Genomic DNA, 22,513 nt, shown 5'->3' on the forward strand with positions numbered 1-22,513 from the left:
TCCGAGGCCGCCGATAGGATCGCGGGATGGGCAACAACGCTGACCGGCTGGTATGGATCGACTGCGAGATGACGGGGCTCGACCTCGCGATCGACGAGCTGGTGGAGGTCGCGGTGGTCGTCACCGACTTCGACCTCGTGCCCGTGGACGACGGCTTCAGCATCGTGATCAACCCGGACCCCGCGGCGCTCGCCAACATGGGCGAGTTCGTCACCGACATGCACCGCTCCTCCGGCCTCCTCGACGAGATCCCCGCGGGCGTCAGCCTCGCCGACGCCGAGTTCGCGGTGATCGAGTACCTGCTGCAGCACGTGCCCACCGGCGGCAAGGCCCCCATCGCCGGCAACACCATCGGCACCGACCGCGCGTTCCTCGCCAAGTACATGCCCCGGGTCGACGCGCACCTCCACTACCGGAGCGTCGACGTCTCCTCCATCAAGGTGCTGGCGAAGGAGTGGTTCCCCCGGATCTACTTCAACTCCCCCGCGAAGAACGGCGGCCACCGCGCCCTCGCCGACATCCTCGAGTCGATCCGGGAGCTCGAGTACTACCGTCGGGCCGCCTTCGTGCCGGCGCCCGGGCCCGCGACCGAGGACGTGCAGGCCATCTCCGCGGACGTCACGTCCGCGTGGGCCCCGCGGCTGTAGTATCCTCGTCATGGCCGTCCGCGAGAGCGGGATCGGCCGCATGGTGGGCGTAGCTCAGTTGGCAGAGCGCTGGCTTGTGGAGCCGGAAGTCGCGGGTTCGAGCCCCGTCGTCCACCCCACCGGGAAGGGCCGGGATCCGAGAGGGTCCCGGCCCTTCCGTCGTCTCCGCCCCGTCGTCCCCCGCGCGCCCGGCCCGAGCGGGTGCCCCGACGTCGTGTGCGAGGGTGGACCCGTGCTGCACTGCGATCCCGAGGACTTCGAGCGACTGGTGGTCGACGAGCTCGACGAGCTGCCGGACGAGATGGTCGAGGGCCTCGACAACGTCGTCTTCGTCGTCGAGGACCGGCCCGAGGACGGATCGCTCGACCTCCTGGGGCTCTACGACGGCGTGGCCATGACGGAGCGCGGCCAGTACGGGTTCGGCGAGATGCCCGACCGGATCGTCGTGTACCGCGAGCCGCACCTGCACGAGGCGGAGGACCTGGACGACCTGCGCGACCTCGTCCACGTCACGCTCGTGCACGAGATCGCGCACTTCCACGGCATCGACGACGACCGGCTGCACGAGCTCGGCTGGGCCTGAGCCCGGCTGGGGCTGAGGCGACGACCCCGCAGCCCCACCGAGGACGCAGGACGCACGACGACCCCGGGTGCCGCGTGGCGGGCCGGGGTCGTCGTCGAGGCGCTCGCGCGCCGGGAGCGGAGGGGCGTCAGAGTCCGAGGGACTCGTCGTCGCCCTCGCCGAGCACGTCGTCGCTGCCGTCGGCCACGAACGTGTAGGTGACGCGCTGCTCGCCCGCGACCTCGGAGACCGCGCCGGCGCGGTACTGGAACAGCGACTCCTTGCCCTCCACCGCGGACATCGTGCTGATGGTCTCGTCGTGCTGGCCGTCCACGAGGACGCGGGTCTCGGTGGTGCCTTCGAGGGGGCCGTCGGCGAAGACGGCGAGGTAGCGGACGTCGGTGGGTGCGGAATCGGTCATGGGCTCAGGCTACCCGGCCGTCGTGACGGCGTCCGTGCGCACGACGACGTCGGCCAGGGCGCGCGGGTCCTCCCGGGCGAGGTGGGCGCGCCACTGGGCGTCCCACCGCTCCCATTCGACGGCGAAGGACGCGCCGTCGCGGGCGATGGCGCGGGCTCGGCGCACGGCGTCGTCGGCCTCCACCCAGACCCGGTGGGTGGCGAGGCGGGCGGTGACGCGGGTGAGGGAGCCGCAGCCCTCGACGACGAGCGGGCGGGTCGGATCCAGGTCGTGCCACCCCGCGGGGGCGTCGGCCGCCCAGTCCCAGCGGCGCCAGCGCGGCCGCCCGCCCGGACGCATCTCCGGCAGCACGGCCTCGAGGTGACGCGAGGCGGCCTCGAGACCGTCCCAGCCCGGGTAGACGTCGTCGAGGCGGAGGAGCTGGGCCCCGGGCGCGAGGCGAGCGTCCGGGTCCCCGTCGCGGATGAGGGCGTCGGCGAGGGTGGACTTGCCGGATCCGGACGGGCCGTCGACGAGGACCAGCGCCGGACGCCGCTCCCCCGCGTCAGGCGGCAACGAAGTCCCACGTCCCGGTCGCCACCGACGCGGCCACCGCGACGGCGGCCACCAGGACCGCGACGACCAGCACGAGGGCCTCGCGCCGCCCGACGACGCTGGGCCGGGCCCAGGTCCGGGCCCCCGGACCGCCGAACCCGCGCGCCTCCATCGCGGTCGCGAGCTTGCTGCCGCGGCGGATCGAGAGCACGAGCAGTGCGAACGCCTGCCCGGCGAAGCGGCGGACGCGGCCCCGGTCGGCCACGCCGCGCGCACGGCGGGCGAGCTCCAGGGACCGCCAGTCGTCGAGCAGGAGGCCGACCAGCCGCACGCCCGCGAGGGCCCCGAGGACGAAGCGCGACGGCAGGCGCCACACCTGCGCGAGGCCGTCGGCGAGGTCCGTCGGGTCGACGGAGGAGAAGAGGATCAGCGACGCCACGCCGATCGCCAGGACCCGGAGCGTGGTCGCGACCGCGAGCAGCATGGAGCCCTCGCTGATCACCACGAGGAGGAACTGGGCGTAGACGTCGCCCGACGTGCGGCCGTAGAGCAGGATCGTGATCCCCGCGCCGGGCGCCGCGATCCAGACGGGGATGCCGCGCACGAGGAGGGCGCGCGGCCGGATCCCGGTGGCGGGCAGGAGCAGCAGCTCCAGCAGGAGGGCCGTGCCGGCGGACACGACGTCGAGGCTGAGCACCAGGACGAGCGTCAGCGCGAGGGCCGCCGCGAGCCGGGCGACCGGGTTCACCGACGCGAGGCCCGTGGCGCGGGAGGCGGGCAGGACCTCGGGCGGCGCGGCGCTCATCGCACGACCTCGAGGCGCGCCGGGCCGCCGGGGACGGGATCGAGGCGCAGCACGTCGTCCGCGAGCGCCCGCACGAGGTCCGCGTCGTGCGTGACGGCGAGGACCCCGACGCCCTCGCGGTCGACCAGGTCGGCGAGGAGCGCTACGAGCTCGGCCCACGTGCGGGCGTCCTGCCCGAAGGTCGGCTCGTCGAGGACGAGGAGGCGCGGGGCGGTCGCGAGGGCCGTCGCCACCGACAGGCGCCGCTTCTCCCCGCCGGAGAGCGTGAACGGGTTCGCCCGCGCGAGGCCGTCGAGCCGCAGGCGGGCGAGCAGCTCGTCGACGCGGCGCGCGGACTCCGCCGGGTCCATGCCCACGGCGCGCGGGCCGACCTCGAGCTCCGCGCGCACGGTGCCGGCGAGGAACTGGTGCTCGGGATCCTGGAACACGGTGCCGATGCGGGCGGCGAGCTCGCGGGAGCGCCAGGCGGCGGGATCCTCGGCCAGGCCGTCGGCCAGCCGCGGCTCGGCGAGGACGCGGCCCGCGAGCGGGGGCAGCAGACCGCCGAGCGTCAGGGCGAGCGTGCTCTTCCCGCCGCCGTTGGGACCGGTGAGCGCGGTGATCCGGCCGGCGGAGAGGCCGACGCCGATGTCCCCGGCCACCGTGGCGCCGCGACCCCGCCCGACGGCCAGGCCCTCCGCCCGCACGAGCGGCACGGGGGCGGCGGGCACGCGGACGGGCGCCGCGGGCTCGCGCCCCGGGACCCACACGCCGGCCGCGGCGAGCGACGCGCCCTGCTCGCGGAGGACGTCGTCCGGTGCGCCGTCGGCGAGGATCCCGCCGTCGGCGGCGAGGACGACCACGCGGTCGACCAAATCCCGCCACACGGCGACGCGGTGCTCGATGACGACGAGCGTCGCGCCCGTCGCCTCGACCACCGCCTCCACGGCCCGGCGGACCTCGCCGACGCCCTCGGGATCGAGGTTCGCGGTGGGCTCGTCGAGGAGGAGGAGCCCGGGCCGCATCGCCAGCACGCCGGCGAGGGCGAGCCGCTGCTTCTGCCCGCCCGACAGCGCGGACGTCGAGCGGTCGAGGGCGACGTCGAGGCCGACGGCGTCGAGGGCCGCGCGCACGCGCGGCCAGATCTCGTCGCGCGGGACGCCGAGGTTCTCGCAGCCGAACGCGACGTCGTCGCCCACGCGGGAGAGGATCACCTGCGCGTCCGGGTCCTGCAGCACGAGCCCGGCCCGGCCCCGACGTGACGCCGGGTCGCGGCCGTCCACGAGCAGGGATCCCCGGGTCTCGCCCTCGTCGTCGCCGCCGAGGACGCCGGCCAGCGCGTGCATGAGCGTCGTCTTGCCGGCCCCGGACGCGCCGAGCAGGAGCACGCGCTCCCCCGGCTCGATCGCCATGTCGACGTCGCGCACGGCCCAGGCGCTCCGGCCGGCGTGGCGCCAGCCCCAGCCGGCGGCGCGGACGGACGCCCCGCCGCGGACGTCGGCCGACGCCTCGACGCCGGGGAGCGGGACGCGGGCGGGCGTCGCCCCGCGGCCCGGACGCCGCACGGTCAGACGCGGGCCGCGGTGTCGCGGCCCGAGGCGAAGCGCGACAGGGCGCCCGTGCGGGCGAGCGCCCGCGCCACGATCCAGGACAGCAGGCCCGCGATCAGGGCGCCGGACACGAGCGCGGCGCCGGTGTAGACCGCGACGAACAGCGGGCCGGACCCCGGGTAGTAGGTGATGAGGTCGGTGATCGCCATGGCGAGCCCCGCCCCCATCCCGGCGAGGACGGCGACGTAGGCCCGCCAGTTCGCGTAGAGGAAGACGAGGAGGACGAGCTCCGCGCCGAGGCCCTGCGTCAGGCCCGAGAGCAGCGTCCCGACGCCCCAGACGTTGCCGACGAGCATCGAGACGAACGCCGCCAGCAGCTCCCCGTAGAGGGCGGCGCCGGGCTTGCGGATCACGATGCCGGTGAGGACGCCGGCGAAGAGCCAGCCGCCGCCAGCGAGGGCCTGGAGACCCGGGAGCAGGGGCTCGAAGAGGCCGCCCACGGGGACGGACGCCGTGTTCCACACGACGAAGACGAGCCCGGAGGCGACGCCGAGGACGCTGGCCACGACGATGTCGATGACGCGCCATCGGGCGCGGAGCCCGGAGCGCGGGACGCGGGGGTCCGCGTCGACGGAGGCGGATGCGGTGGACGAGGGTGATGCGGTCACTTGTCGTGCCCTTCTGGTTCGCGGAAGAGGGCACGGGTACGAGATGAAAGCCTCCCTGCGCTGGCATGATCCAGATCAGGTTCGACGGTCGAAGATTGGGGATCTTCCTCTCAGCCCGGCTCACCGGACTCCCGTGTTCACCGCGATCCTAGCGCGGGCGGCACGCCCCGGACGCACGGGAGCGCGGGCGCCCGAGGGCACCCGCGCTCCGCGGCGGACGGTGGGGACGCTCTACTTGAGCGTCTTGATGAGCTTGACGAGCACCTTGCCCGAGATCCAGATGACGGGCGTCGCGACCGCGAGCAGCGCGATCACGTTCGGCTGGAAGCGCACCTCGCCGTCGGTCGCGATGTACGCGCCGATGGGCCAGGTCGCGCCGCCGCCCCCGCCGCCGCCCGCGACGTTGCCGTCGGAGTCGGGGAGGTCGCTGCCCCCGCCGAAGCCGTACCAGGCGAATGCCACCGGGACGATGGTCGAGCCGTCGATGTCGAGGGGGTCGCCGTAGACCGTCCCCACTCCGGCGTTCTTCACGTTCTCTGCGAGCTGTGCGACGAGGTTGGTCATGGGTCCCACCGTACCCCGCGGGCCCGCTCGGATGCGGGTCGATCCGGGTCCTCACGGTACCCTCGCCCCTGGTGCGTCGCTGCGTCGCATCCGGCCTCCCGCCGTTGCGGCCCACGCGGATCCACCGCCTGCCCCGCCCCCGACGGACCCGCGCACGCGCGCCCCGCCGGTGGACGAGTCGACCCAACTGGAGGACCACTTGCACACCTGGCCCGGAAACCCCTACCCCCTCGGCGCGACCTTCGACGGGAGCGGCACGAACTTCGCCCTCTTCAGCGAGATCGCCGACGCGGTGCAGCTGTGCCTCATCGACGAGGACGGCACGGAGACCCGCGTGGACGTGACCGAGGTCGACGCGCACGTCTGGCACTGCTACCTCCCGCACGTGCAGCCGGGCCAGCGCTACGGCTACCGGGTGACCGCGCCCTACGCGCCGGCGGACGGCCACCGGTCGAACCCCGAGAAGCTCCTGCTGGACCCCTACGCCAAGGCCACCTGCGGCGAGTTCGACTGGCACCCGTCGCTCTTCGCCTACGAGTTCGGCGACCCGTCGAGCCGCAACGACGAGGACTCGGCTCCGCACATGATGCTCGGCGTCGTGGTCAACCCGTTCTTCGACTGGGACGGCGACCGCCTCCCCCGCACGCCCTACAGCGAGACCGTCGTCTACGAGGCGCACGTCAAGGGGCTCACCCAGCTGCACCCGCGGATCCCGGAGGAGCTGCGCGGCACGTACGCCGGCATCGCGCACCCCGCGGTCATCGACCACCTGCAGCACCTCGGCGTCACCGCCATCGAGCTCATGCCCGTGCACCAGTTCGTGCAGGACAACACGCTGCTGGAGAAGGGCCTCCGCAACTACTGGGGCTACAACACGATCGGCTTCTTCGCGCCGCACAACGCGTACTCGTCCACGGGCGAGCTCGGCCAGCAGGTGCAGGAGTTCAAGTCCATGGTGCGGGCGCTGCACGCGGCCGGCATCGAGGTCATCCTCGACGTGGTCTACAACCACACGGCCGAGGGCAACCACCTCGGGCCGACCCTGTCGTTCAAGGGCATCGACAACCAGGCCTACTACCGGCTCATGGAGGACGACCCCACCTACTACATGGACTACACGGGCACCGGGAACTCGCTCAACGTCCGCCACCCGCACTCGCTGCAGCTGATCATGGACTCGCTGCGCTACTGGGTGACGGAGATGCACGTCGACGGCTTCCGCTTCGACCTCGCGTCGGCGCTCGCGCGCGAGTTCTACGACGTCGACAAGCTCGCCACCTTCTTCGAGCTCGTGCAGCAGGACCCGGTGGTGTCGCAGGTCAAGCTCATCGCGGAGCCGTGGGACGTCGGCCCCGGCGGGTACCAGGTGGGAAACTTCCCGCCCCAGTGGACCGAGTGGAACGGCAAGTACCGCGACACCGTGCGCGACTTCTGGCGCGGCGAGGCCTCGTCCCTCGGGGAGTTCGCGGCGCGGATCACGGGCTCCGCCGACCTCTACGAGCACTCCGGCCGCCGGCCGGTCGCGTCGATCAACTTCATCACCGCGCACGACGGCTTCACCATCGCCGACCTGGTCTCGTACGACGAGAAGCACAACGAGGCCAACGGCGAGGACAACAACGACGGCGAGAGCCACAACCGCTCCTGGAACATGGGCGTGGAGGGGCCGACGGACGACCCGACGATCGCCACGCTGCGCGGCCGCCAGCAACGCAACATGCTCGCCACGATGCTGCTCTCGCAGGGCGTGCCGATGATCCTGCACGGCGACGAGCTCGGCCGCACCCAGCACGGCAACAACAACACCTACGCGCAGGACAACGAGATCAGCTGGGTGCACTGGGACCAGGCGGACCAGCCGCTCGCGGAGTTCACCGCCAGCGTCGTGCGCCTCCGGAAGGAGCACCCGACCTTCCGGCGCGGGCGCTTCTTCGACGGCCGGCCCGTGCGCCGCGGCGAGGGCGAGCCGCTCCCCGACATCGTGTGGCTCGACGCCGACGCCACGCCGATGGTCGACGACGACTGGGAGTCCGGCCTCCGCGCCATCGGCATGTTCCTCAACGGCAACGGCATCCGCGGACGCGACCGCCGCGGCGAGGACATCTACGACACCCACTTCCTCCTCTACTTCAACGCCCACGACGAGCCGGTGTCCTTCACGCTCCCGTCGGACGAGTACGCGGACGCGTGGGAGACCGTGATCGACACCGCGGGCGTCGGAGCCGACTCGACGGCCCTCCGCGCGAGTAGCGTCGTGGATGTGGCGGCCAAGGCGCTCGTGGTGCTGCGCGCCTACACCGAGCCCGAGGTGGAGCCCGACCACTCGGTCGCGGCGAGCCTCGCCGTCCTCACCCACTCGCAGGCCGACCGGCCCGCCGCAGATCCAAGGAGCGACATCAGTTGAGAACCCCCATCTCCACCTACCGGTTCCAGGTGCGGGAGTCGTTCGACCTCGCCGCCGTGGCCGAGCAGCTGCCCTACGTGAAGGACCTCGGCGCGGACTGGGTGTACCTCAGCCCGATCCTCACCGCCGAGCCCGGATCCGACCACGGCTACGACGTCGTCGACCACTCGCAGGTCGACCCGACGCGCGGCGGTGCCGCGGGCCTGAAGGCCGTCGCCGACCGGGCCCACGAGCTGGGGATGGGCGTGCTCGTCGACATCGTCCCGAACCACGTCGGCGTCGCCACGCCCGCGGAGAGCCTGTGGTGGTGGGACCTCCTCACGCACGGCACCGCGAGCCGCTACGCGGACGCCTTCGACATCGACTGGGACTTCGGCGGCGGCAAGGTGCGGATCCCCGTGCTCGGCGACGACGAGCTCGACCAGCTCACGCTGGTCCGCGGCGACGACGGCACGGTCGAGCTCCGCTACTACGACCAGCGGTTCCCGGTCGCGCCCGGCACGGCCGAGGACGCGGCGGACGCCCGCGCGGTGCACGAGCGCCAGTCCTACGAGCTGGTCAACTGGCGCCGTGCCGACGCCGAGCTCAACTACCGCCGCTTCTTCGCGGTGAACACGCTCGCGGGCATCCGCGTCGAGCTGCCGCGGGTCTTCGAGGAGTCGCACGAGGAGATCTCCCGCTGGTTCCGCGAGGGCCTCGCCGACGGCCTCCGCGTCGACCACCCGGACGGCCTGCTCGACCCGAAGGGCTACCTCGACGACCTGGCGCGGATCACGGGCGGCGCGTACGTGCTCGTGGAGAAGATCCTCGAGCCCGGCGAGACGCTGCCCACCGACTGGGCGACCGCCGGCACCACCGGCTACGACGCGCTCGCGGAGATCGACCGCGTGCTCGTCGACCCCGACGGCCAGGTCGAGCTCGACCACCTCGACGCCGCGCTCCGCGGCCTGCCCCAGGGGGAGCTCGCGAGCTGGGCCGACATGATCCGCGGCACGAAGCGCGGCATCGCCGACGGCATCCTCCGCAGCGAGGTGCTCCGCCTCGAGCGCCTCGTGGAGGACGCGCCCGCCGACGCCGCCGACGCGATCGCCGAGCTGCTCGCCACCTTCCCCGTCTACCGCAGCTACCTGCCCGGCGGGATCGAGCACCTGGAGCAGGCCGCCGACGCCGCGCGCCTCAGCCGACCCGACCTCGTCGCGACCATCGACGCGCTCATGCCGCAGCTGTCCGACCCGACGACGCTCGTGGCCCAGCGCTTCCAGCAGACGAGCGGCATGGTGATGGCGAAGGGCGTCGAGGACACGGCGTTCTACCGCTACTCGCGCCTCGTCTCGCTGAACGAGGTCGGCGCCGACCCGTCGATCTTCGCCATCGACGTCGACGACTTCCACGCGCGCCAGCAGGAGCGCCAGCGCATCGCGCCGCACGCGATGACCACGCTCTCCACGCACGACACCAAGCGCGGCGAGGACGTGCGCGCCCGCATCGACGTGCTCTCCGAGACGCCCGAGGCCTGGCGCGAGGCGCTCGGCCAGCTGCGCGAGGTCGCCCCCACCGGCGACGGCCCGTTCGAGAACCTGCTCTGGCAGACGCTCGTCGGCACGTGGCCCGCCTCACGTGAGCGCCTGCACGCCTACGCCGAGAAGGCCTCCCGCGAGGCCGGCGACTCGACGACGTGGACCGCGCCCGACGAGGCCTTCGAGGAGCGGATGCACGCCCTCGTCGACGCCGCCTTCGACGACCCGCGCGCCCGCACCATCGTCGCGGGCCTCTACGACCGGCTCTCCGGTCCCGGCTGGTCGAACGCGCTGGCGGCGAAGGCCATCCAGCTCACGGCCCCGGGCATGCCCGACGTGTACCAGGGCAGCGAGCTGTGGGAGACGAGCCTCGTGGATCCCGACAACCGCCGCGCGGTCGATTTCGGCATGCGCCGATCCGCCCTCGACGCCGTGCGGAAGGGCGCCGAGCCCGCCATCGACGAGACCGGCGCCGCGAAGCTCCTGGTCACCGCGCGGGCGCTCCGCCTCCGCCGCGACCACCCGGAGCTGTTCACCGGCTACGAGCCCGTGCACGCGACCGGCGACGCCGCGTCCCACGTGATCGCCTTCGACCGGGGCGGCGCGATCACGGTCGCGACCCGCCTCCCCGTGGGCCTCGAGACCGGCGGCGGATGGGGCACCACGACCCTGACGCTGCCCGAGGGCGAGCTCGTCGACCACGTCAGCGGACGCCGCATCGACGGCGGCCGCGTGTCCGTCGCCGCCCTCCTCGCCGACTACCCGGTCGCGATCCTCGCGCCCGCCTCCACCGCCGCCGACCTCACCCCCGGGAGCTGAGCATGACCGACGACCGCTTCGACATCTGGGCCCCCAAGGCCCGCACCCTCGCCCTGTCCGTGGGCGACGAGCGCCTGCCCCTCTCGCCCGTGGGCGACGGCTGGTGGACCCTCGACGCCGGCCGCGCCGAGGCCCTGCCCTCGGGCGACCTCGACTACGGCTACCTCGTGGACGACTCCGACACCGCGCTGCCGGATCCGCGCTCGCGCCGCCAGCCCGAGGGCGTCCACGGCCGCTCGCGCACCTACGACCCGTCGTCCTTCGCGTGGACCGACCAGGCGTGGACCGGCCGCCAGCTCGCGGGCGCCGTCATCTACGAGATGCACATCGGCACGTTCACGCCCGAGGGCACGCTCGACTCCGCCATCGACCGGCTCGACCACCTGGTCGCGCTCGGGATCGACCTGGTGGAGGTCCTGCCCGTCAACGGCTTCAACGGGACGCACAACTGGGGCTACGACGGCGTCCTCTGGTACGCCGTGCAGGAGACCTACGGCGGACCCGAGGCGTACCAGCGCTTCGTCGACGCCTGCCACGCACGCGGCCTCGGCGTCGTGCAGGACGTCGTCTACAACCACCTCGGGCCCTCCGGCAACTACCTGCCCGAGTTCGGGCCGTACCTCCACGAGGCGTCGGCGAACACGTGGGGCTCCAGCCTCAACCTCGACGGCGAGGACTCCGGCCCCGTCCGCGAGTACATCATCGACAACGCCCTCATGTGGCTCGGCGACTACCACGTCGACGCCCTCCGGCTGGACGCGGTGCACGCCCTCGTCGACCACACGGCCACGCACCTCCTCGAGGAGCTGGCGGTCCAGGTCGACGTGCTGTCCGCGCACGTGGGACGCCCGCTCACGCTCATCGCGGAGTCCGACCTCAACGACCCGAAGCTCATCACGTCGCGCGAGGCGCACGGCTACGGGCTCGACGCGCAGTGGAGCGACGACTTCCATCACGCGGTCCACGTCGCGCTCACGGGCGAGACGACGGGCTACTACGCGGACTTCGCCTCGCTCGGGGCGCTCGCAAAGGTGATCACGCGCGGATACTTCCACGACGGCACCTGGTCGTCGTTCCGCGGGCGCGTGCACGGGCGCCCGCTCGACACCGAGCGGATCCCGGCGCACCGCCTGGTCGTCGCCAACCAGAACCACGACCAGATCGGCAACCGCGCCACGGGCGACCGCCTCACCGCGACGCTCGACGAGGGCGGGCTCGCGCTGGCCGCGGTCCTCACGCTCACGTCGCCCTTCACCCCGATGCTCTTCATGGGCGAGGAGTGGGGCGCGACCACGCCGTGGCAGTTCTTCACGTCGCACCCGGAGCACGACCTCGGCGAGGCGACCGCGAAGGGCCGCATCGAGGAGTTCGCGAAGATGGGCTGGGACGAGTCGATCGTGCCGAACCCGCAGGACCTGTCGACGTTCCAGGACTCGAAGCTCGACTGGTCGGAGCTGTACGGCGACGACGACTCGTCGCATGCGCGCCTGTTCGCCCTCTACTCCGAGCTGATCCGCCTCCGCCGCGCGCACCCCGACCTCACCGACCCCCGGTTCGCCGAGGTCGAGGTCGAGGTGCACGAGGAGGCGCGCCTGCTCGTGATGGACCGCGGCGAGCTCTCGATCGTCATGAACCTGTCCGACGAGGAGCGCCGCGTGCCCGTCGTGGGCGAGCGTCCCGCCCTGCTGCTCCGGACCGCGACCGGCGTCGCGCTGGGAGACGACGAGGTCGTGCTGCCCGCGCGAACGGCTGCGATCCTCGGCCCGGTGACGGACGCCGCGGAGGCGCTGCTGGCCTGATCCACGGCACCCGGGGCGGGGTCCGACGCGGCGCACGAGCGCTCGTCGGGCCCCGCCCCTGGCGCGTCACATCCACGTGATACGGTGCCCACGCCCCGGCCCGGCGACCGCATCACCGGTCGTTCGGCGGCCGTCCGGCGGCCCTCCCCCACGACGCGAAGGACTCCCCGTGCGCATCTCCGTCATCGGCTGCGGCTACCTCGGCACCGTGCACGCCGCGTGCATGAGCCGCCTCGGGCACGACGTGGTGGCGATCGACGTGGACGCCGCGAAGATCGCCTCCCTGCAGGAGGGTGTCGCCCCCTTCTTCGAGCCCGGGCTCCCCGAGCTCCTCACCGAGCAGCTCGCCACGGGGCGGCTCCGCTTCACCACGGACCCGGCCGCAGCCCAGGGGGCGCGCGTGCACTTCATCGCCGTCGGCACGCCGCAGAAGCGCGGGGAGAACGCGGCCGACCTGACCTACGTCGACGCCGCGGTCGACGCCCTCCTCCCCCACCTCGCCCCCGGCGACGTCGTCGCGGGCAAGTCCACCGTGCCCGTGGGCACCGCCCGCCGGCTCGCGGAGCGCATCGAGGACCGGGCCCCCGGCGCGGCGCTCATGTGGAACCCCGAGTTCCTGCGCGAGGGCTTCGCCGTCGAGGACACCCTCGCGCCCGACCGCTTCGTCTACGGCCTACCCGCGGGCGACGCGGGCGAGGCCGCCCGCGCGGCGCTCGACGAGGTCTACGCCGCGGCCCTCGCCACGGGGACGGCGCGCGTCACGACCGACTACGAGACCGCGGAGCTCGTCAAGGTCTCGGCCAACGCGTTCCTCGCCACGAAGATCTCCTTCATCAACGCCATGGCCGAGGTGTGCGAGGCGACCGGTGCCGACGTCACGCAGCTCGCGGACGCCATCGGGTACGACGACCGCATCGGCCGCCGGTTCCTGAACGCCGGCATCGGCTTCGGCGGCGGCTGCCTGCCGAAGGACATCCGCGCGTTCATGGCGCGCGCGGGCGAGCTGGGGGCCGACCAGGCGCTCACCTTCCTCCGCGAGGTGGACTCCATTAACATGCGGCGCCGGGTGCGCGCCGTGGACGTGGCACGCGAGGTGTGCGGCGGGTCCCTGCTCGGCCGCAACATCGCGGTCCTCGGGCTCGCCTTCAAGCCGGAGTCGGACGACGTGCGCGACTCCCCCGCGCTCAGCATCTCCGCGCAGCTGCAGCTGCAGGGCGCGCGCGTGCTGGCCACGGATCCCTACGCGAACGAGAACTCGCGCCGCCGGTTCCCGGAGCTCACCTACGTCGACACCTGGCAGGAGGCGGCGCGCGACGCCGACGCGGTCATGCTGCTCACCGAGTGGAAGCAGTACCGCGCCATCGACCCCGCGGAGCTGAAGGCCATCGTCGCCACGCCCGTGATCGTCGACGGGCGCAACTGCCTCGACTCCGTCGCCTGGCGCGCCGCCGGGTGGCGCTACCGGGGCATGGGCCGGCCCTAGGGCGATCCGGGCGCCGCCCTCCGGTCAGCGGCCGCTCGTGGCGGCGACGGCCGTCACGGTCGTGCCCGCGGCCAGGAGGAACAGGATCACCGCCACCGGGATCAGCAGCAGGAGGCCGTTGAGCACGAGCCCCGTGATCGCGAAGCCGCGGCCCGCCGGCTCCCTGCGCACGCCCACGATGCCGAGGACGAGCCCGACGATCGGGCACACGAGAGTCCAGAAAAGGGCCAGCGAGACGAAGCCCAGCACCATCGACGCGATGCTGAGGCCCCGGGGCGACGCGGCCGCACGCGGCGATCCCGGTACCCGTGGTCCCTCCTCCCCGGACGGATGGGAAGGGGCGGGCGCAGCGGGATCGATCACGGTGGTCCTCGTCAGTCGGGCGGATGTCCCGGGACGGTACCGCGCGACGTCGGCTCCGAGCGCGGATCCGACACGGTGGCCCGCTTCGCGCCTGGACGGCGGAGGAGCGACGCCGGGCCGATGGCGCCGCGGCCGAAGCGCTCCGCCGCCTGGTCGACCGTCCGCTCGGCCTCGCGCCAGCCCTCGTCGGCGTCCCACAGGGCCACCGCGCGGTTGTCGGCGTCGTCGAGCTGCTCGGCGCGCACGCCCACCAGCCGGATGCGGTCGCCGGGCCGCGCGACGTGGTCGTACACGTCGCGGATCTCGTCGTAGATGCGGCGCGCCACGTCGGTGGGCTCGGACAGCGTGCGCGAGCGCGTGATGGTGCGGAAGTCGGAGTAGCGGAGCTTGAGCGAGACCGTGCGGGCGGTGAGCCCGGCGCGCCGCAGCCGCTCGGCCACGCGCGTGGCCTGGCCGAGGAGCTCGCGGCGGACGATGCCAGGATCCGTCACGTCGTCGTGGAACGTGTTCTCGTGGCCCATGCTCTTCTCCTCCCGGTGGGTGCTGACCCGGCGCGGGTCGCGCCCCCAGGAGAGGTCGTGCAGCCGCGCGCCCGCGGACTCGCCGAGCATGGACTGCAGCGTGGGCAGGGGCGTGTCCGCGATGTCCGCCACCGTGCGGAGACCGCGGCGGAGGAGCGACTCCTCCGTCGTCTTCCCGACGCCCCACAACGCGCCCACCGGCAGCGCGTGGAGGAAGGGCAGCGTCTCCGCCGCGGGGATGACGAGCAGGCCGTCCGGCTTGCACCGCGTGCTCGCGAGCTTGGCCACGAACTTCGTGGACGCCGCGCCGACCGAGCAGGTGAGGCCCGTCTCGGCATGCACGCGACGGCGGATCATGGCGCCGATCTCGGCCGGCGATCCGAAGAGCCCGCGCGCCCCGGCCACGTCGAGGAACGCCTCGTCGATGCTGAGCGGCTCGACGAGCGGCGTGACGTCGCGGAAGACGCCCATGACGACCTTCGACCAGTGCGCGTACTTCTCCATGTGCCCGCCGATGACCGTGGCCTGCGGGCAGAGCCGCAGCGCCTGCGCCATGGGCATGGCCGAGCGGACGCCGAAGCGCCGCGCCTCGTAGGTCGCGCTCGTGACGACACCGCGGCCCGACGAGCCGCCCACGATGACGGGCGTGCCGCGGAGCTCCGGGCGCTCGAGCAGCTCGACGGCCGCGAAGAACGCGTCCATGTCGACGTGCAGGATGGTGGCCTCGGAGTCGTCGGCGCTCGCGTCGGACGTGCGCCTCGTGGATCCGTCCTGCCTGCTCATGTCGTGTCCACGCTAGCCCGCGCCGCCGACATCGCCTGCCCGGGCGCGGGAGACGGCAGGACGCGCCAGGCCGCCGGCGCAGGCGCCCGGCTCAGCCCGCCGGCTCAGGCGCCCGGCTCAGCCCGCCGGCTCAGGCGGCCGGCTCAGGCGGCCGGTCGCGCGCGGTGCTCGGCGCCGCCGGGGTCGCGACGGGGGCGCGGGTCGACCGTCGCGTCCGTCACGGGCTCGCCCCGCAGCCGCGCGATGCGCTTGAGCGCCGCCTCGTGGCTCGTCGACTGCTCGCCCATCACGCGGCCGGCGACGCCGAGCATGACGCGCGTCGACGCGAGCGCCGGCAGCGGGAACGGGCCGAACGACGCCTTGTCGAGGCCGAGCATCTCGCGGTAGCGCGGCTCGAGCGAGGCGACGGCGCCCGCGAAGAGCACGCGGTACGCCGGCAGCATCGAGGCCCGCAGCGGCGGCTCGCGGAGGAAGGAGATCGTCTCGCGGGTTCGCTCGTCGGCCCGGAGGAGGCCTTGGTCGTGGAAGGCGTCGATCTGGGCGTGCAGCTCGGCGTGCGAGCGCGGCGGCGCCTCGACCCCCATCAGCTCGCCGGCCTTGGCCCACTCGGCGACGTAGCGGTCCGGCCCGCCGGGGATGGGCGACCCCCACTGCAGGTGGGTGCTGAGGAAGGCGTCCGTGAACACGATGTGCACCCAGCTCAGCAGGTCGGGGTCGTTGGCGCTGTAGGGGCGCTCGACGCCGCGGCCGTCGACGAACGTGCCCTGCACCTTGCGGTGGTAGCCGCGGACGCGTCGGCTCACGTCGACGGCGGTGTCGCGGTCGCCGAACGAGGTCGTGACGACCCAGCGCACCGTGCCGGCGAGGCGGCCGAGCGGGTCCTCGCGGTAGCGGGACCAGTCGTGGACGCCGGCCATGGCGCCCGGGTGCAGCGTCTGCATGAGGAGGGCGCGGATCCCGGCGACGAGCGACGGCATGCCGCCGTGCACGGCCCACACCGCGGAGCCGGGACCGAACCAGCCCTCGTCCTCGCCCTTCTCCAGGTCCTGGATCCACTGGGGCCGCCCCTCGGCATCCGCGGAGAACGTCTCCAGGATGTGGGACTTCCAGCGGTCCGCGAATCTGCTCACGTGCACGAACCTATCCCCCCGTCCGCGCCGTGAGGAGGCCCCCGCGCCCGGGATCGGGCACGGGGGCGTGACGGCTGGCTGAGGTCACCCCCGTGCGGGGGGCACGTCGCGACGGGCGATGCGCAGGCCGGACCGTCACACGTCGAGCAGGGCGACGAGGGCGGCCACCGTGCGGGCGTTCCGCGCCGTCACGGATGCGCCGAGCCCCCGCCAGAAGGCCGGCGGCACGCGCGAGGCGGAGACGCCGTCCGGGTGCCACGAGTACACGGCGCCGTCCCCCACCGCGACGAGGTCCGGGGCGATCTCCGCGGCGGGCGGCGGGGCGGGCACCGGATCCAGCGGGCGGTCGAGGAAGGACACGAGCAGGCGCGAGGGGTCGTCCGCGACCGGGCCGAACGGGATGCCGGCCGCGATCCGGCGGAAGTCGTCCGCCGCCACGAGCTGGACGTCGGCCGTGACGCCCGTGGCGAGCCGCACGGCGTCCTCGATCGCCACCGCGGCCCCGCGTCCGCTCGGGCGGTCGTGGTCGACGACGGCGTTGCCGCTCCGCAGGTGGGTGCGGACGCCGCGGTAGCCGAGCCCCTCGAGCGCCGCCGTGAGGGCGGCCATGGGGACCTGCTTCGCGCGACCGACGTTGATCCCCCGCAGCAGCACGACCGACCGCTCCACCTGCCACCCGCTCCCCGGCGGCGCCGTCGCCGTCCGCACCAGTGTGGCGCGGTCCGGACGCGAGCGGTACCGCCGGGGCGCGAGCGGATGACGAGGCCGCGCCTCAGTCCCCGGACGGGCCGAACTGCTCGATGCGGATCGCGTCGCGGTCGACCCCCGCGTCGAGGAGGAGGCGCGTGGCCCCGCCCGCGAAGGCGGTGGATCCGCAGACGAACGCGACGCCGGCGCCCGCGGCCAGTCCCGCCACCTCCTCGACCCGGAGCCGCCCGAAGCCGCGCGCGCCGTGCCGCTCGCGCGTCGTCGCCACGAGCGCCCCCGCGGTCTCGAGCTCCGCGCGGCACGGGACGTCGGCCGCCGTGCGCGCCGAGACGGCCGCCCGGACGAGGTGCGGGACGCCGAGGTGCCGGGCGTGCCGGACCATGGACACGAGCGGCACCGCGCCGGTCCCCCCGCCGAGCGCGACGGCGGGGGTCGCGCCGTCCCAGACGAAGAAGCCCCCGATGGGCAGCCGCATCTCGATCTCGTCGCCCACCTCCGCGATGTCCGCGAAGAACCCGCTGACCTCGCCGTCCTCGTAGCGCTCGATCAGCAGCTCGACGCCCGGCTCGTGCGGCGCGGAGAGGATCGAGTACGAGCGCTGGGCCGTGTAGCCGTCCTCCGCGCGCAGCCGGACGACGCAGTGCTGTCCGGGCAGGTGCGGGATCCGGTCGGGCACGTCGAAGCGCACCAGGACCGTCATGGGCGTCGGGTGCTCGAGCGCCGCGATGGTCGCCGTCCGCCACTCGCCCCCGACCGAGGCGGGGACCGCGGGCACGGGCACGGGCACGGGCGCGCTCAGCGGTCGCCCTGGTAGCGCTGCTCGCGCCAGGGGTCGCCGCGGTCGTGGTAGCCGTTGCGCTCCCAGAAGCCCTGCTGGTCGTGGTCGAGGAGCGTGAGGCGGGCGATCCACTTCGCGCTCTTCCAGAAGTAGAGGTGCGGCACGAGGAGGCGGGCGGGACCGCCGTGGTCCGCGGCGAGGGGCCGCCCGTCGGCCTCGAACGCGATCCAGGCGCGGCCGCCGCGGACGTCGTCGAGCGGGAGGTTCGTGGTGTAGCCCGAGTGCGAGGTCGCGAGCACGAAGCGCGCCTCGGGCAGCGGTCCGGCCGCGTCGAGGAGGGTGTCGACGCTGACGCCGGCGAAGCGCGTGTCGAGCCGGGTCCAGGTGGTGACGCAGTGGATGTCGCCCGCGTACTCGGACCGGGGCAGCGCGTGCGCCTCGTCCCAGTCCCACGCGGTGGGGCGCTCCACGAGGCCGTCGACCGCGATCGACCAGCGCGACGCGGGGAGGTTCGGCACGGCCTCGGCCGTGAGGACGGGCCAGCCGCCCTCGGTGTCGTACTGGCCGGGCGGCAGACGGTCGGCCGCGCCCTTGCCGGGGGCGGCCGACGAAGCCGCGGGTGATGCCGGTCATGGGCGCCTCCTGCTGGGGCGGATCGGGGACGGGGGTCGCGTCCATCATGCCGCGCGGGTCAGCCGACGGACGGGTCGGACACGGACGCGACCGCGGGGGCCGACATCATCGCGACCGCGTGCAGGCCGTCGTCGTCGACCAGCTCCCCGACCCGGGCGAAGCCGAGCCTCACGTGGAAGGCGAGCGACCCCGGGTTGGGCGGCAGCGTGTTGACCTCGCACGTGACGGCGGCGCGGCCGGTGCGGCGGGCCTCCGCGAACACGCGGGCGTAGAGCACCTGGCCGAGCCGGAGCCCGCGGTGCCCGTCCGCGACGACGATGCGGTCGACGTACAGGCCGTCGGCGCCGCGCTCCTCGAACCAGCGGTAGTTGGCGCTGTCGTACGCGCCGCCCGGCTGCATCGCGAGGAGCATGCCGAGGGGCGCGGCGTCCGGCGCGTCGGCGTCGACCACGGCGATCGCGAGGTCGGCGTGCGCGAGCACCGCGCCGAGCGACGCGGCGTCCATGGGCGGGACCGCGGGCACGGCGGCGTTGTTGAGCGGCACCATCCAGTCGAGGTCGGCGGGCACGAGGTCGCGGGTGGCGGGGGTCACGGATCGAGGGTACGGGAGCCGCGTACCGTGGGAGGCGTGACCGCATCGCTCGTGCTCCTCAGCGACACCCACCTCCCGAAGCGGGCCCGGGACCTGCCGCAGGCGCTCTGGCGCGCGATCGACGCGGCCGACGTCGTGGTGCACGCGGGCGACTGGGTCGACGAGCCCGCCCTCGATGCGCTCGAGGCCCGCTCCGCCCGGCTCCTCGCGTGCTGGGGCAACAACGATCCGGCGGGGCTGCGGGCGCGGCTGCCGGAGACGGCGCGCGCGACGATCGAGGGGATCCGGTTCGCCGTCACGCACGAGACGGGTGCGTCGACGGGCCGCGAGCGGCGGATGGACGGGGCGTTCCCCGCGACCGACGTGCTGGTCTTCGGGCACAGCCACATCCCCTGGGACACCGTGACGCCCGAGGGCCTGCGGCTCCTCAACCCCGGCTCCCCCACCGACCGGCGCCGCCAGCCCGACTTCACCTGGATGACCGCGACGGCCGACGCGGGGCGGCTCGACGTGGAGCTGCACCGCTCGGCCACGCGCGACTAGCCGCTACGCGGCGGGCGCTCCCGGCACCGGACCGTCGGCGCGGCCGCAGAAGTCGAGGATCGCGCCCTCGAGCACGTCGGCGAGCCGCCGGATGGAGGCGACCTCGGCCCACTCCTCGTCCGCGTGCGCCCCGCCGCCCGTGACGCCGAGGAGGATGCACGGGATCCCGGCCTCCTGCACGAGGCCGGCGTCGGTCCAGAAGGGCTCCCCGCGGTGCGCGACGGGTGCGCCCGTGATCCGCGCGCCGCTGTCGAGCACGGCGCGCGCCAGCGGACCCTCGACGTCGGCCTCGAAGGCCGCCCGGGCCACGAGGACCACGAGCTCGGCGTCCATGTCAGGGGTGCGGGCCGCGACGGCGTCGAGCGCGGCGCGGAGGCCCGCCTCCACGGCGGCGGGCGACTCGCCCGGCAGGAAGCGCCGCTCGACCGTGAGCACGCAGGAGTCGGCCACGGTCGCCGCGTCCGACCCGCCGTGGATCCGGGACACGCGCACCGCGCCCGACCCGAGGAGCGGGTGGAGGGGCCCCGCGGCGAGGCGCTCGGCGAGCGCGTCCAGCTCGCGGAGCACCAGGACCGCGTGCGCGACGGCGTCCACGCCCTGCTCCGGCATGGACCCGTGCGCCGCGCGCCCGCGCAGCCGGATCTCGTACCAGCCGAACCCGCGGTGGGCGACGATCGCCTCCGACTGGCTGGGCTCGGAGATCACGGCGCCGTCGACGCGCGTGCCGTCGGCGGCCAGGGCGCGCAGCGCCTCCTCGGTGCCGATGCTCCCGAACTCCTCGTCGGCGACGAGGGCGAGCACGACGTCGCCGCGCGTCCCCGTGCGCCCGGGCCCGGTCGGCGGCGACCATCATCGCGGCGAGGCCCGCCTTCATGTCGAATGAACCGCGGCCGAGGAGCCGGCCGTCCTCGACGCGGGGCCGCAGGCCGCCGCGCTCCGGGTCGCCGGGCGGGACGGTGTCGAGGTGGCCGTCGAGGAGGATCGTGCGGCCTCCGCCCGTGCCGCGCGCCGTCGCGAGCACGGTCGGGCGGCCGGGGGACGTCTCCAGCACGCGCACCTCGAAGCCGCGGGCACGGAGCCAGGCGGCGGCGTGCGCGGCGATCGCGGCCTCCCCCGCGGCGCCCGGCACCAGGTCGGGGTTGGTCGAGTCGATGCGGATCAGCTCCGCGGCGAGGTCGACGGGGTCCACGAGCCCGGCGGGGTCGGCGAGGACGTCCTCGGCGGCGGGCTCGAGGTCCAGGCCGCTCACGCGCGCGGCGGGAGGTCGTCGGCGGGCAGCACGGGGACGGGCCCGTCGGCGTCGTCGAGGAGGCGGAGCGCGCTCTGCGGCACCACGACCCGGCGGCCGGCCGTGCCGTCGTCGACGTCGTCGTCCGAGCCGAGCTCCACCACCCAGGCGCGGCCGCGCGCGGTCGGCGCCGGGCTCACGCTGCGCAGGCCGTCGGAGGCGGAGGCGACCACGAGGCCCACGGGCTCGCCGTCGAGCGCGGGGTCGCCCGTCGCAGCGGCGCCGTCGAGGATCACGACCACGGCCCCGACCCCGATCGCGTGCGACTCCGCGCCGCCCCGGTCGTCCTCGGATCCGTCCCGGCCGCGTCTCATCCACATGCCCCCATCGTCCCATCGGGCGCCCCCGCGGCGGCTCCGACGCGCGGCCCGCGACGCCGACCGCGGATGCGCCCCTGCCGCCCGGTGCCGCCCGCCGCACGGCCGACGCCCGGTCGACGTCGCTAGCGTGGGGATCCCACCGACAAGGAGTCCGCGTGCCCCGTCCCACCGACATCATCATCAGCCCGCTCGACGGGAAGCGCGCCGTCGTCACCGGCGGGCAACAGCGGCCTCGGCCTCGAGACCGCGCGGCGTCTGGCGGCGGCCGGCGCGTCCGTGGTCCTCACGTCGCGCGACCCGGAGCGCGGCGAGGACGCGGCCGGCGCCATCCGCGACCGCCACCCCGGGGTGCACGTGGAGGTCGGATCCCTCGACCTCGCCGACCTCGCCTCCGTGCGCGCCTTCGCCGACCGGGAGGTCGCGCGCGGGCCGATCGACATCCTGGTCGACAACGCGGGCGTCATGGCGCCGCCGGACCGACGCGAGACGCGCGACGGCTTCGAGATCCAGCTCGGCACGAACCACCTCGGCCACTTCGCGCTGACCGGCCTGCTCCTGCCGGCGCTGCGCGCGGCCGAGGCGCCCCGCGTCGTCGTCGTCTCGAGCCTCGCGCACTGGATGGGCCGCATCGCGTTCGGCGACCTGCAGTCCGAGCGTCGCTACAGCCCCTGGGCGGCCTACGGGCAGGCGAAGCTCGCGAACCTCCTCTTCATGCGCCGCCTGCAGTCGCTCTCCGACGAGCGGGGCTGGGGACTCACGGCCGCGGCCGCGCACCCCGGCGTCACCTCCACGAACCTCGCGAAGAACGGACCCGGATCGGGTCCCCGGGGCGTCGCCAGCGACCTGGCCGCCAGGTTCGGCCCGGCGGCCATGGGCCAGGACGTGCGCGTGGGCGCCCTCCCGCAGATCCAGGCCGCGACCGGCCTCGGCGTGCACCCGGGCGACTACTACGGCCCCGCGGGCCCCGGCGGCATGAGCGGCATGCCGCACCTCGCGGCGTCGAGCCCGTGGTCGAGGGACCCGGAGCTCGCCCGCCGCCTCTGGGACGCGTCCGAGCAGCTGACCGGGGTCGTCTACCCCGCCTAGCCCGCGACCGACGCGG

The 22,513-nt window shown here is 74.5% G+C and carries 23 protein-coding genes, 1 tRNA gene, 1 pseudogene and 1 riboswitch; of the genes and pseudogenes, 9 read left to right on the forward strand and 16 right to left on the reverse strand.

The window, feature by feature from the left end:
• Positions 1-26: 26 nt before the first annotated feature.
• From orn to QFZ62_RS03250, 3 genes are all read left to right on the forward strand, one after another.
• Complete coding sequence (gene orn, locus QFZ62_RS03240; protein ID WP_307501612.1) at positions 27-647, forward strand: oligoribonuclease; 621 nt, start codon at positions 27-29, stop codon at positions 645-647.
• Positions 648-690: 43 nt separating this feature from the next.
• A tRNA-His gene (locus tag QFZ62_RS03245) sits at positions 691-766 on the forward strand.
• A 113-nt stretch (positions 767-879) separates the two neighbouring features.
• Positions 880-1,230 carry a metallopeptidase family protein gene (locus QFZ62_RS03250; protein WP_307501615.1) on the forward strand — a complete coding sequence of 117 codons (351 nt, stop codon included), beginning with the start codon at positions 880-882 and terminating at the stop codon, positions 1,228-1,230.
• Between the two features lie 127 nt (positions 1,231-1,357).
• Here QFZ62_RS03250 and QFZ62_RS03255 read toward each other — a convergent pair whose 3' ends face one another.
• From QFZ62_RS03255 to QFZ62_RS03280, 6 genes are all read right to left on the reverse strand, one after another.
• Complete coding sequence (locus tag QFZ62_RS03255) at positions 1,358-1,630, reverse strand: hypothetical protein (protein WP_307501617.1); 273 nt, start codon at positions 1,628-1,630, stop codon at positions 1,358-1,360.
• Between the two features lie 9 nt (positions 1,631-1,639).
• Positions 1,640-2,185 (reverse strand): ATP-binding protein, encoded by a 546-nt coding sequence (locus tag QFZ62_RS03260; RefSeq protein WP_307501620.1) that lies wholly within the window; start codon positions 2,183-2,185, stop codon positions 1,640-1,642.
• On the reverse strand, positions 2,175-2,969 hold the full coding sequence (locus tag QFZ62_RS03265) for an energy-coupling factor transporter transmembrane protein EcfT (RefSeq protein ID WP_307501622.1): 795 nt from the start codon (positions 2,967-2,969) through the stop codon (positions 2,175-2,177). The genes QFZ62_RS03260 and QFZ62_RS03265 overlap by 11 nt, the downstream gene beginning before the upstream one ends.
• On the reverse strand, positions 2,966-4,513 hold the full coding sequence (locus QFZ62_RS03270) for an ABC transporter ATP-binding protein (protein WP_307501624.1): 1,548 nt from the start codon (positions 4,511-4,513) through the stop codon (positions 2,966-2,968). The genes QFZ62_RS03265 and QFZ62_RS03270 overlap by 4 nt, the downstream gene beginning before the upstream one ends.
• A gap of 2 nt (positions 4,514-4,515) precedes the next feature.
• Entirely contained in the window at positions 4,516-5,166 is a 651-nt protein-coding gene (locus QFZ62_RS03275; RefSeq protein ID WP_307501626.1) for an ECF transporter S component, read from the reverse strand.
• 35 nt (positions 5,167-5,201) lie between these two features.
• Positions 5,202-5,302: riboswitch (TPP riboswitch) on the reverse strand.
• Positions 5,303-5,397: 95 nt separating this feature from the next.
• On the reverse strand, positions 5,398-5,730 hold the full coding sequence (locus QFZ62_RS03280) for a hypothetical protein (protein WP_012038119.1): 333 nt from the start codon (positions 5,728-5,730) through the stop codon (positions 5,398-5,400).
• A gap of 199 nt (positions 5,731-5,929) precedes the next feature.
• Between QFZ62_RS03280 and glgX the strand changes: the two genes are divergently transcribed.
• The 4 genes from glgX (at position 5,930) to QFZ62_RS03300 (ending at position 13,752) form a co-directional block, all read left to right on the forward strand.
• Entirely contained in the window at positions 5,930-8,134 is a 2,205-nt protein-coding gene (gene glgX, locus QFZ62_RS03285) for a glycogen debranching protein GlgX (protein WP_307501629.1), read from the forward strand.
• Positions 8,131-10,470, forward strand: a complete 2,340-nt coding sequence (treY, locus tag QFZ62_RS03290; protein ID WP_307501632.1) for a malto-oligosyltrehalose synthase — start codon at positions 8,131-8,133, stop codon at positions 10,468-10,470. The genes glgX and treY overlap by 4 nt, the downstream gene beginning before the upstream one ends.
• Before the next feature lie 2 nt (positions 10,471-10,472).
• Complete coding sequence (gene treZ, locus QFZ62_RS03295) at positions 10,473-12,269, forward strand: malto-oligosyltrehalose trehalohydrolase (RefSeq protein WP_307501635.1); 1,797 nt, start codon at positions 10,473-10,475, stop codon at positions 12,267-12,269.
• A 169-nt stretch (positions 12,270-12,438) separates the two neighbouring features.
• Positions 12,439-13,752: a UDP-glucose/GDP-mannose dehydrogenase family protein gene (locus tag QFZ62_RS03300; RefSeq protein WP_307501637.1), complete on the forward strand. Its 1,314-nt coding sequence runs from the start codon at positions 12,439-12,441 to the stop codon at positions 13,750-13,752.
• Between the two features lie 24 nt (positions 13,753-13,776).
• Here the strand turns inward: QFZ62_RS03300 and QFZ62_RS03305 are convergent, their stop codons facing one another.
• The 7 genes from QFZ62_RS03305 to QFZ62_RS03335 form a co-directional block, all read right to left on the reverse strand.
• A complete protein-coding gene (locus QFZ62_RS03305; RefSeq protein ID WP_307501639.1) occupies positions 13,777-14,004 on the reverse strand; it encodes a hypothetical protein in 228 nt (75 codons plus the stop codon).
• A gap of 122 nt (positions 14,005-14,126) precedes the next feature.
• Entirely contained in the window at positions 14,127-15,419 is a 1,293-nt protein-coding gene (locus QFZ62_RS03310; protein ID WP_307501642.1) for a DNA polymerase IV, read from the reverse strand.
• A gap of 143 nt (positions 15,420-15,562) precedes the next feature.
• A complete protein-coding gene (locus QFZ62_RS03315; protein WP_307501644.1) occupies positions 15,563-16,555 on the reverse strand; it encodes an oxygenase MpaB family protein in 993 nt (330 codons plus the stop codon).
• Between the two features lie 129 nt (positions 16,556-16,684).
• Positions 16,685-17,218 (reverse strand): DUF1697 domain-containing protein, encoded by a 534-nt coding sequence (locus QFZ62_RS03320; RefSeq protein ID WP_307501646.1) that lies wholly within the window; start codon positions 17,216-17,218, stop codon positions 16,685-16,687.
• A 103-nt stretch (positions 17,219-17,321) separates the two neighbouring features.
• Positions 17,322-18,044 carry an FAD-binding oxidoreductase gene (locus QFZ62_RS03325; protein ID WP_307501649.1) on the reverse strand — a complete coding sequence of 241 codons (723 nt, stop codon included), beginning with the start codon at positions 18,042-18,044 and terminating at the stop codon, positions 17,322-17,324.
• Between the two features lie 8 nt (positions 18,045-18,052).
• On the reverse strand, positions 18,053-18,553 hold the full coding sequence (locus QFZ62_RS03330) for a molybdopterin-dependent oxidoreductase (protein ID WP_307501652.1): 501 nt from the start codon (positions 18,551-18,553) through the stop codon (positions 18,053-18,055).
• 173 nt (positions 18,554-18,726) lie between these two features.
• The gene (locus QFZ62_RS03335; protein WP_307501654.1) at positions 18,727-19,260 is read right to left on the reverse strand and encodes a GNAT family N-acetyltransferase; all 534 of its coding nucleotides are present in this window, start codon (positions 19,258-19,260) and stop codon (positions 18,727-18,729) included.
• A gap of 36 nt (positions 19,261-19,296) precedes the next feature.
• On the opposite strand from QFZ62_RS03335, the gene QFZ62_RS03340 reads away from it, so the two are divergent.
• Positions 19,297-19,803: a metallophosphoesterase gene (locus QFZ62_RS03340; protein ID WP_307501656.1), complete on the forward strand. Its 507-nt coding sequence runs from the start codon at positions 19,297-19,299 to the stop codon at positions 19,801-19,803.
• Between the two features lie 3 nt (positions 19,804-19,806).
• Here QFZ62_RS03340 and QFZ62_RS15580 read toward each other — a convergent pair whose 3' ends face one another.
• The 3 genes and pseudogenes from QFZ62_RS15580 to QFZ62_RS03350 form a co-directional block, all read right to left on the reverse strand.
• Entirely contained in the window at positions 19,807-20,604 is a 798-nt protein-coding gene (locus tag QFZ62_RS15580) for a M20/M25/M40 family metallo-hydrolase (protein WP_373425934.1), read from the reverse strand.
• A 76-nt stretch (positions 20,605-20,680) separates the two neighbouring features.
• Positions 20,681-21,052: pseudogene (locus tag QFZ62_RS15585) on the reverse strand (acetylornithine deacetylase); the annotation flags it as partial.
• Positions 21,049-21,411, reverse strand: a complete 363-nt coding sequence (locus tag QFZ62_RS03350) for a hypothetical protein (RefSeq protein WP_307501659.1) — start codon at positions 21,409-21,411, stop codon at positions 21,049-21,051. The pseudogene QFZ62_RS15585 and the gene QFZ62_RS03350, both read right to left, overlap by 4 nt.
• Positions 21,412-21,687: 276 nt before the next feature.
• Here QFZ62_RS03350 and QFZ62_RS03355 point away from each other — a divergent pair, with 276 nt between their 5' ends.
• Positions 21,688-22,497 carry an oxidoreductase gene (locus QFZ62_RS03355; RefSeq protein WP_307501661.1) on the forward strand — a complete coding sequence of 270 codons (810 nt, stop codon included), beginning with the start codon at positions 21,688-21,690 and terminating at the stop codon, positions 22,495-22,497.
• Positions 22,498-22,513 lie beyond the last annotated feature (16 nt).

It is taken from the genome of Clavibacter sp. B3I6, assembly GCF_030816895.1.
GTDB lineage: Bacteria > Actinomycetota > Actinomycetes > Actinomycetales > Microbacteriaceae > Clavibacter.

What these genes read in the sequence shown, in the direction of transcription:
- QFZ62_RS03350 (WP_307501659.1), bottom strand. Translation starts at nt 21,411, where the DNA reads ATGTGGATGAGACGCGGCCGGGACGGATCCGAGGACGACCGGGGCGGC.
- QFZ62_RS03265 (WP_307501622.1), bottom strand. Translation starts at nt 2,969, where the DNA reads ATGAGCGCCGCGCCGCCCGAGGTCCTGCCCGCCTCCCGCGCCACGGGC.
- QFZ62_RS03255 (WP_307501617.1), bottom strand. Translation starts at nt 1,630, where the DNA reads ATGACCGATTCCGCACCCACCGACGTCCGCTACCTCGCCGTCTTCGCC.
- QFZ62_RS03305 (WP_307501639.1), bottom strand. Translation starts at nt 14,004, where the DNA reads ATGGTGCTGGGCTTCGTCTCGCTGGCCCTTTTCTGGACTCTCGTGTGC.
- treZ (WP_307501635.1), top strand. Translation starts at nt 10,473, where the DNA reads ATGACCGACGACCGCTTCGACATCTGGGCCCCCAAGGCCCGCACCCTC.
- QFZ62_RS03280 (WP_012038119.1), bottom strand. Translation starts at nt 5,730, where the DNA reads ATGACCAACCTCGTCGCACAGCTCGCAGAGAACGTGAAGAACGCCGGA.
- QFZ62_RS03310 (WP_307501642.1), bottom strand. Translation starts at nt 15,419, where the DNA reads ATGAGCAGGCAGGACGGATCCACGAGGCGCACGTCCGACGCGAGCGCC.
- orn (WP_307501612.1), top strand. Translation starts at nt 27, where the DNA reads ATGGGCAACAACGCTGACCGGCTGGTATGGATCGACTGCGAGATGACG.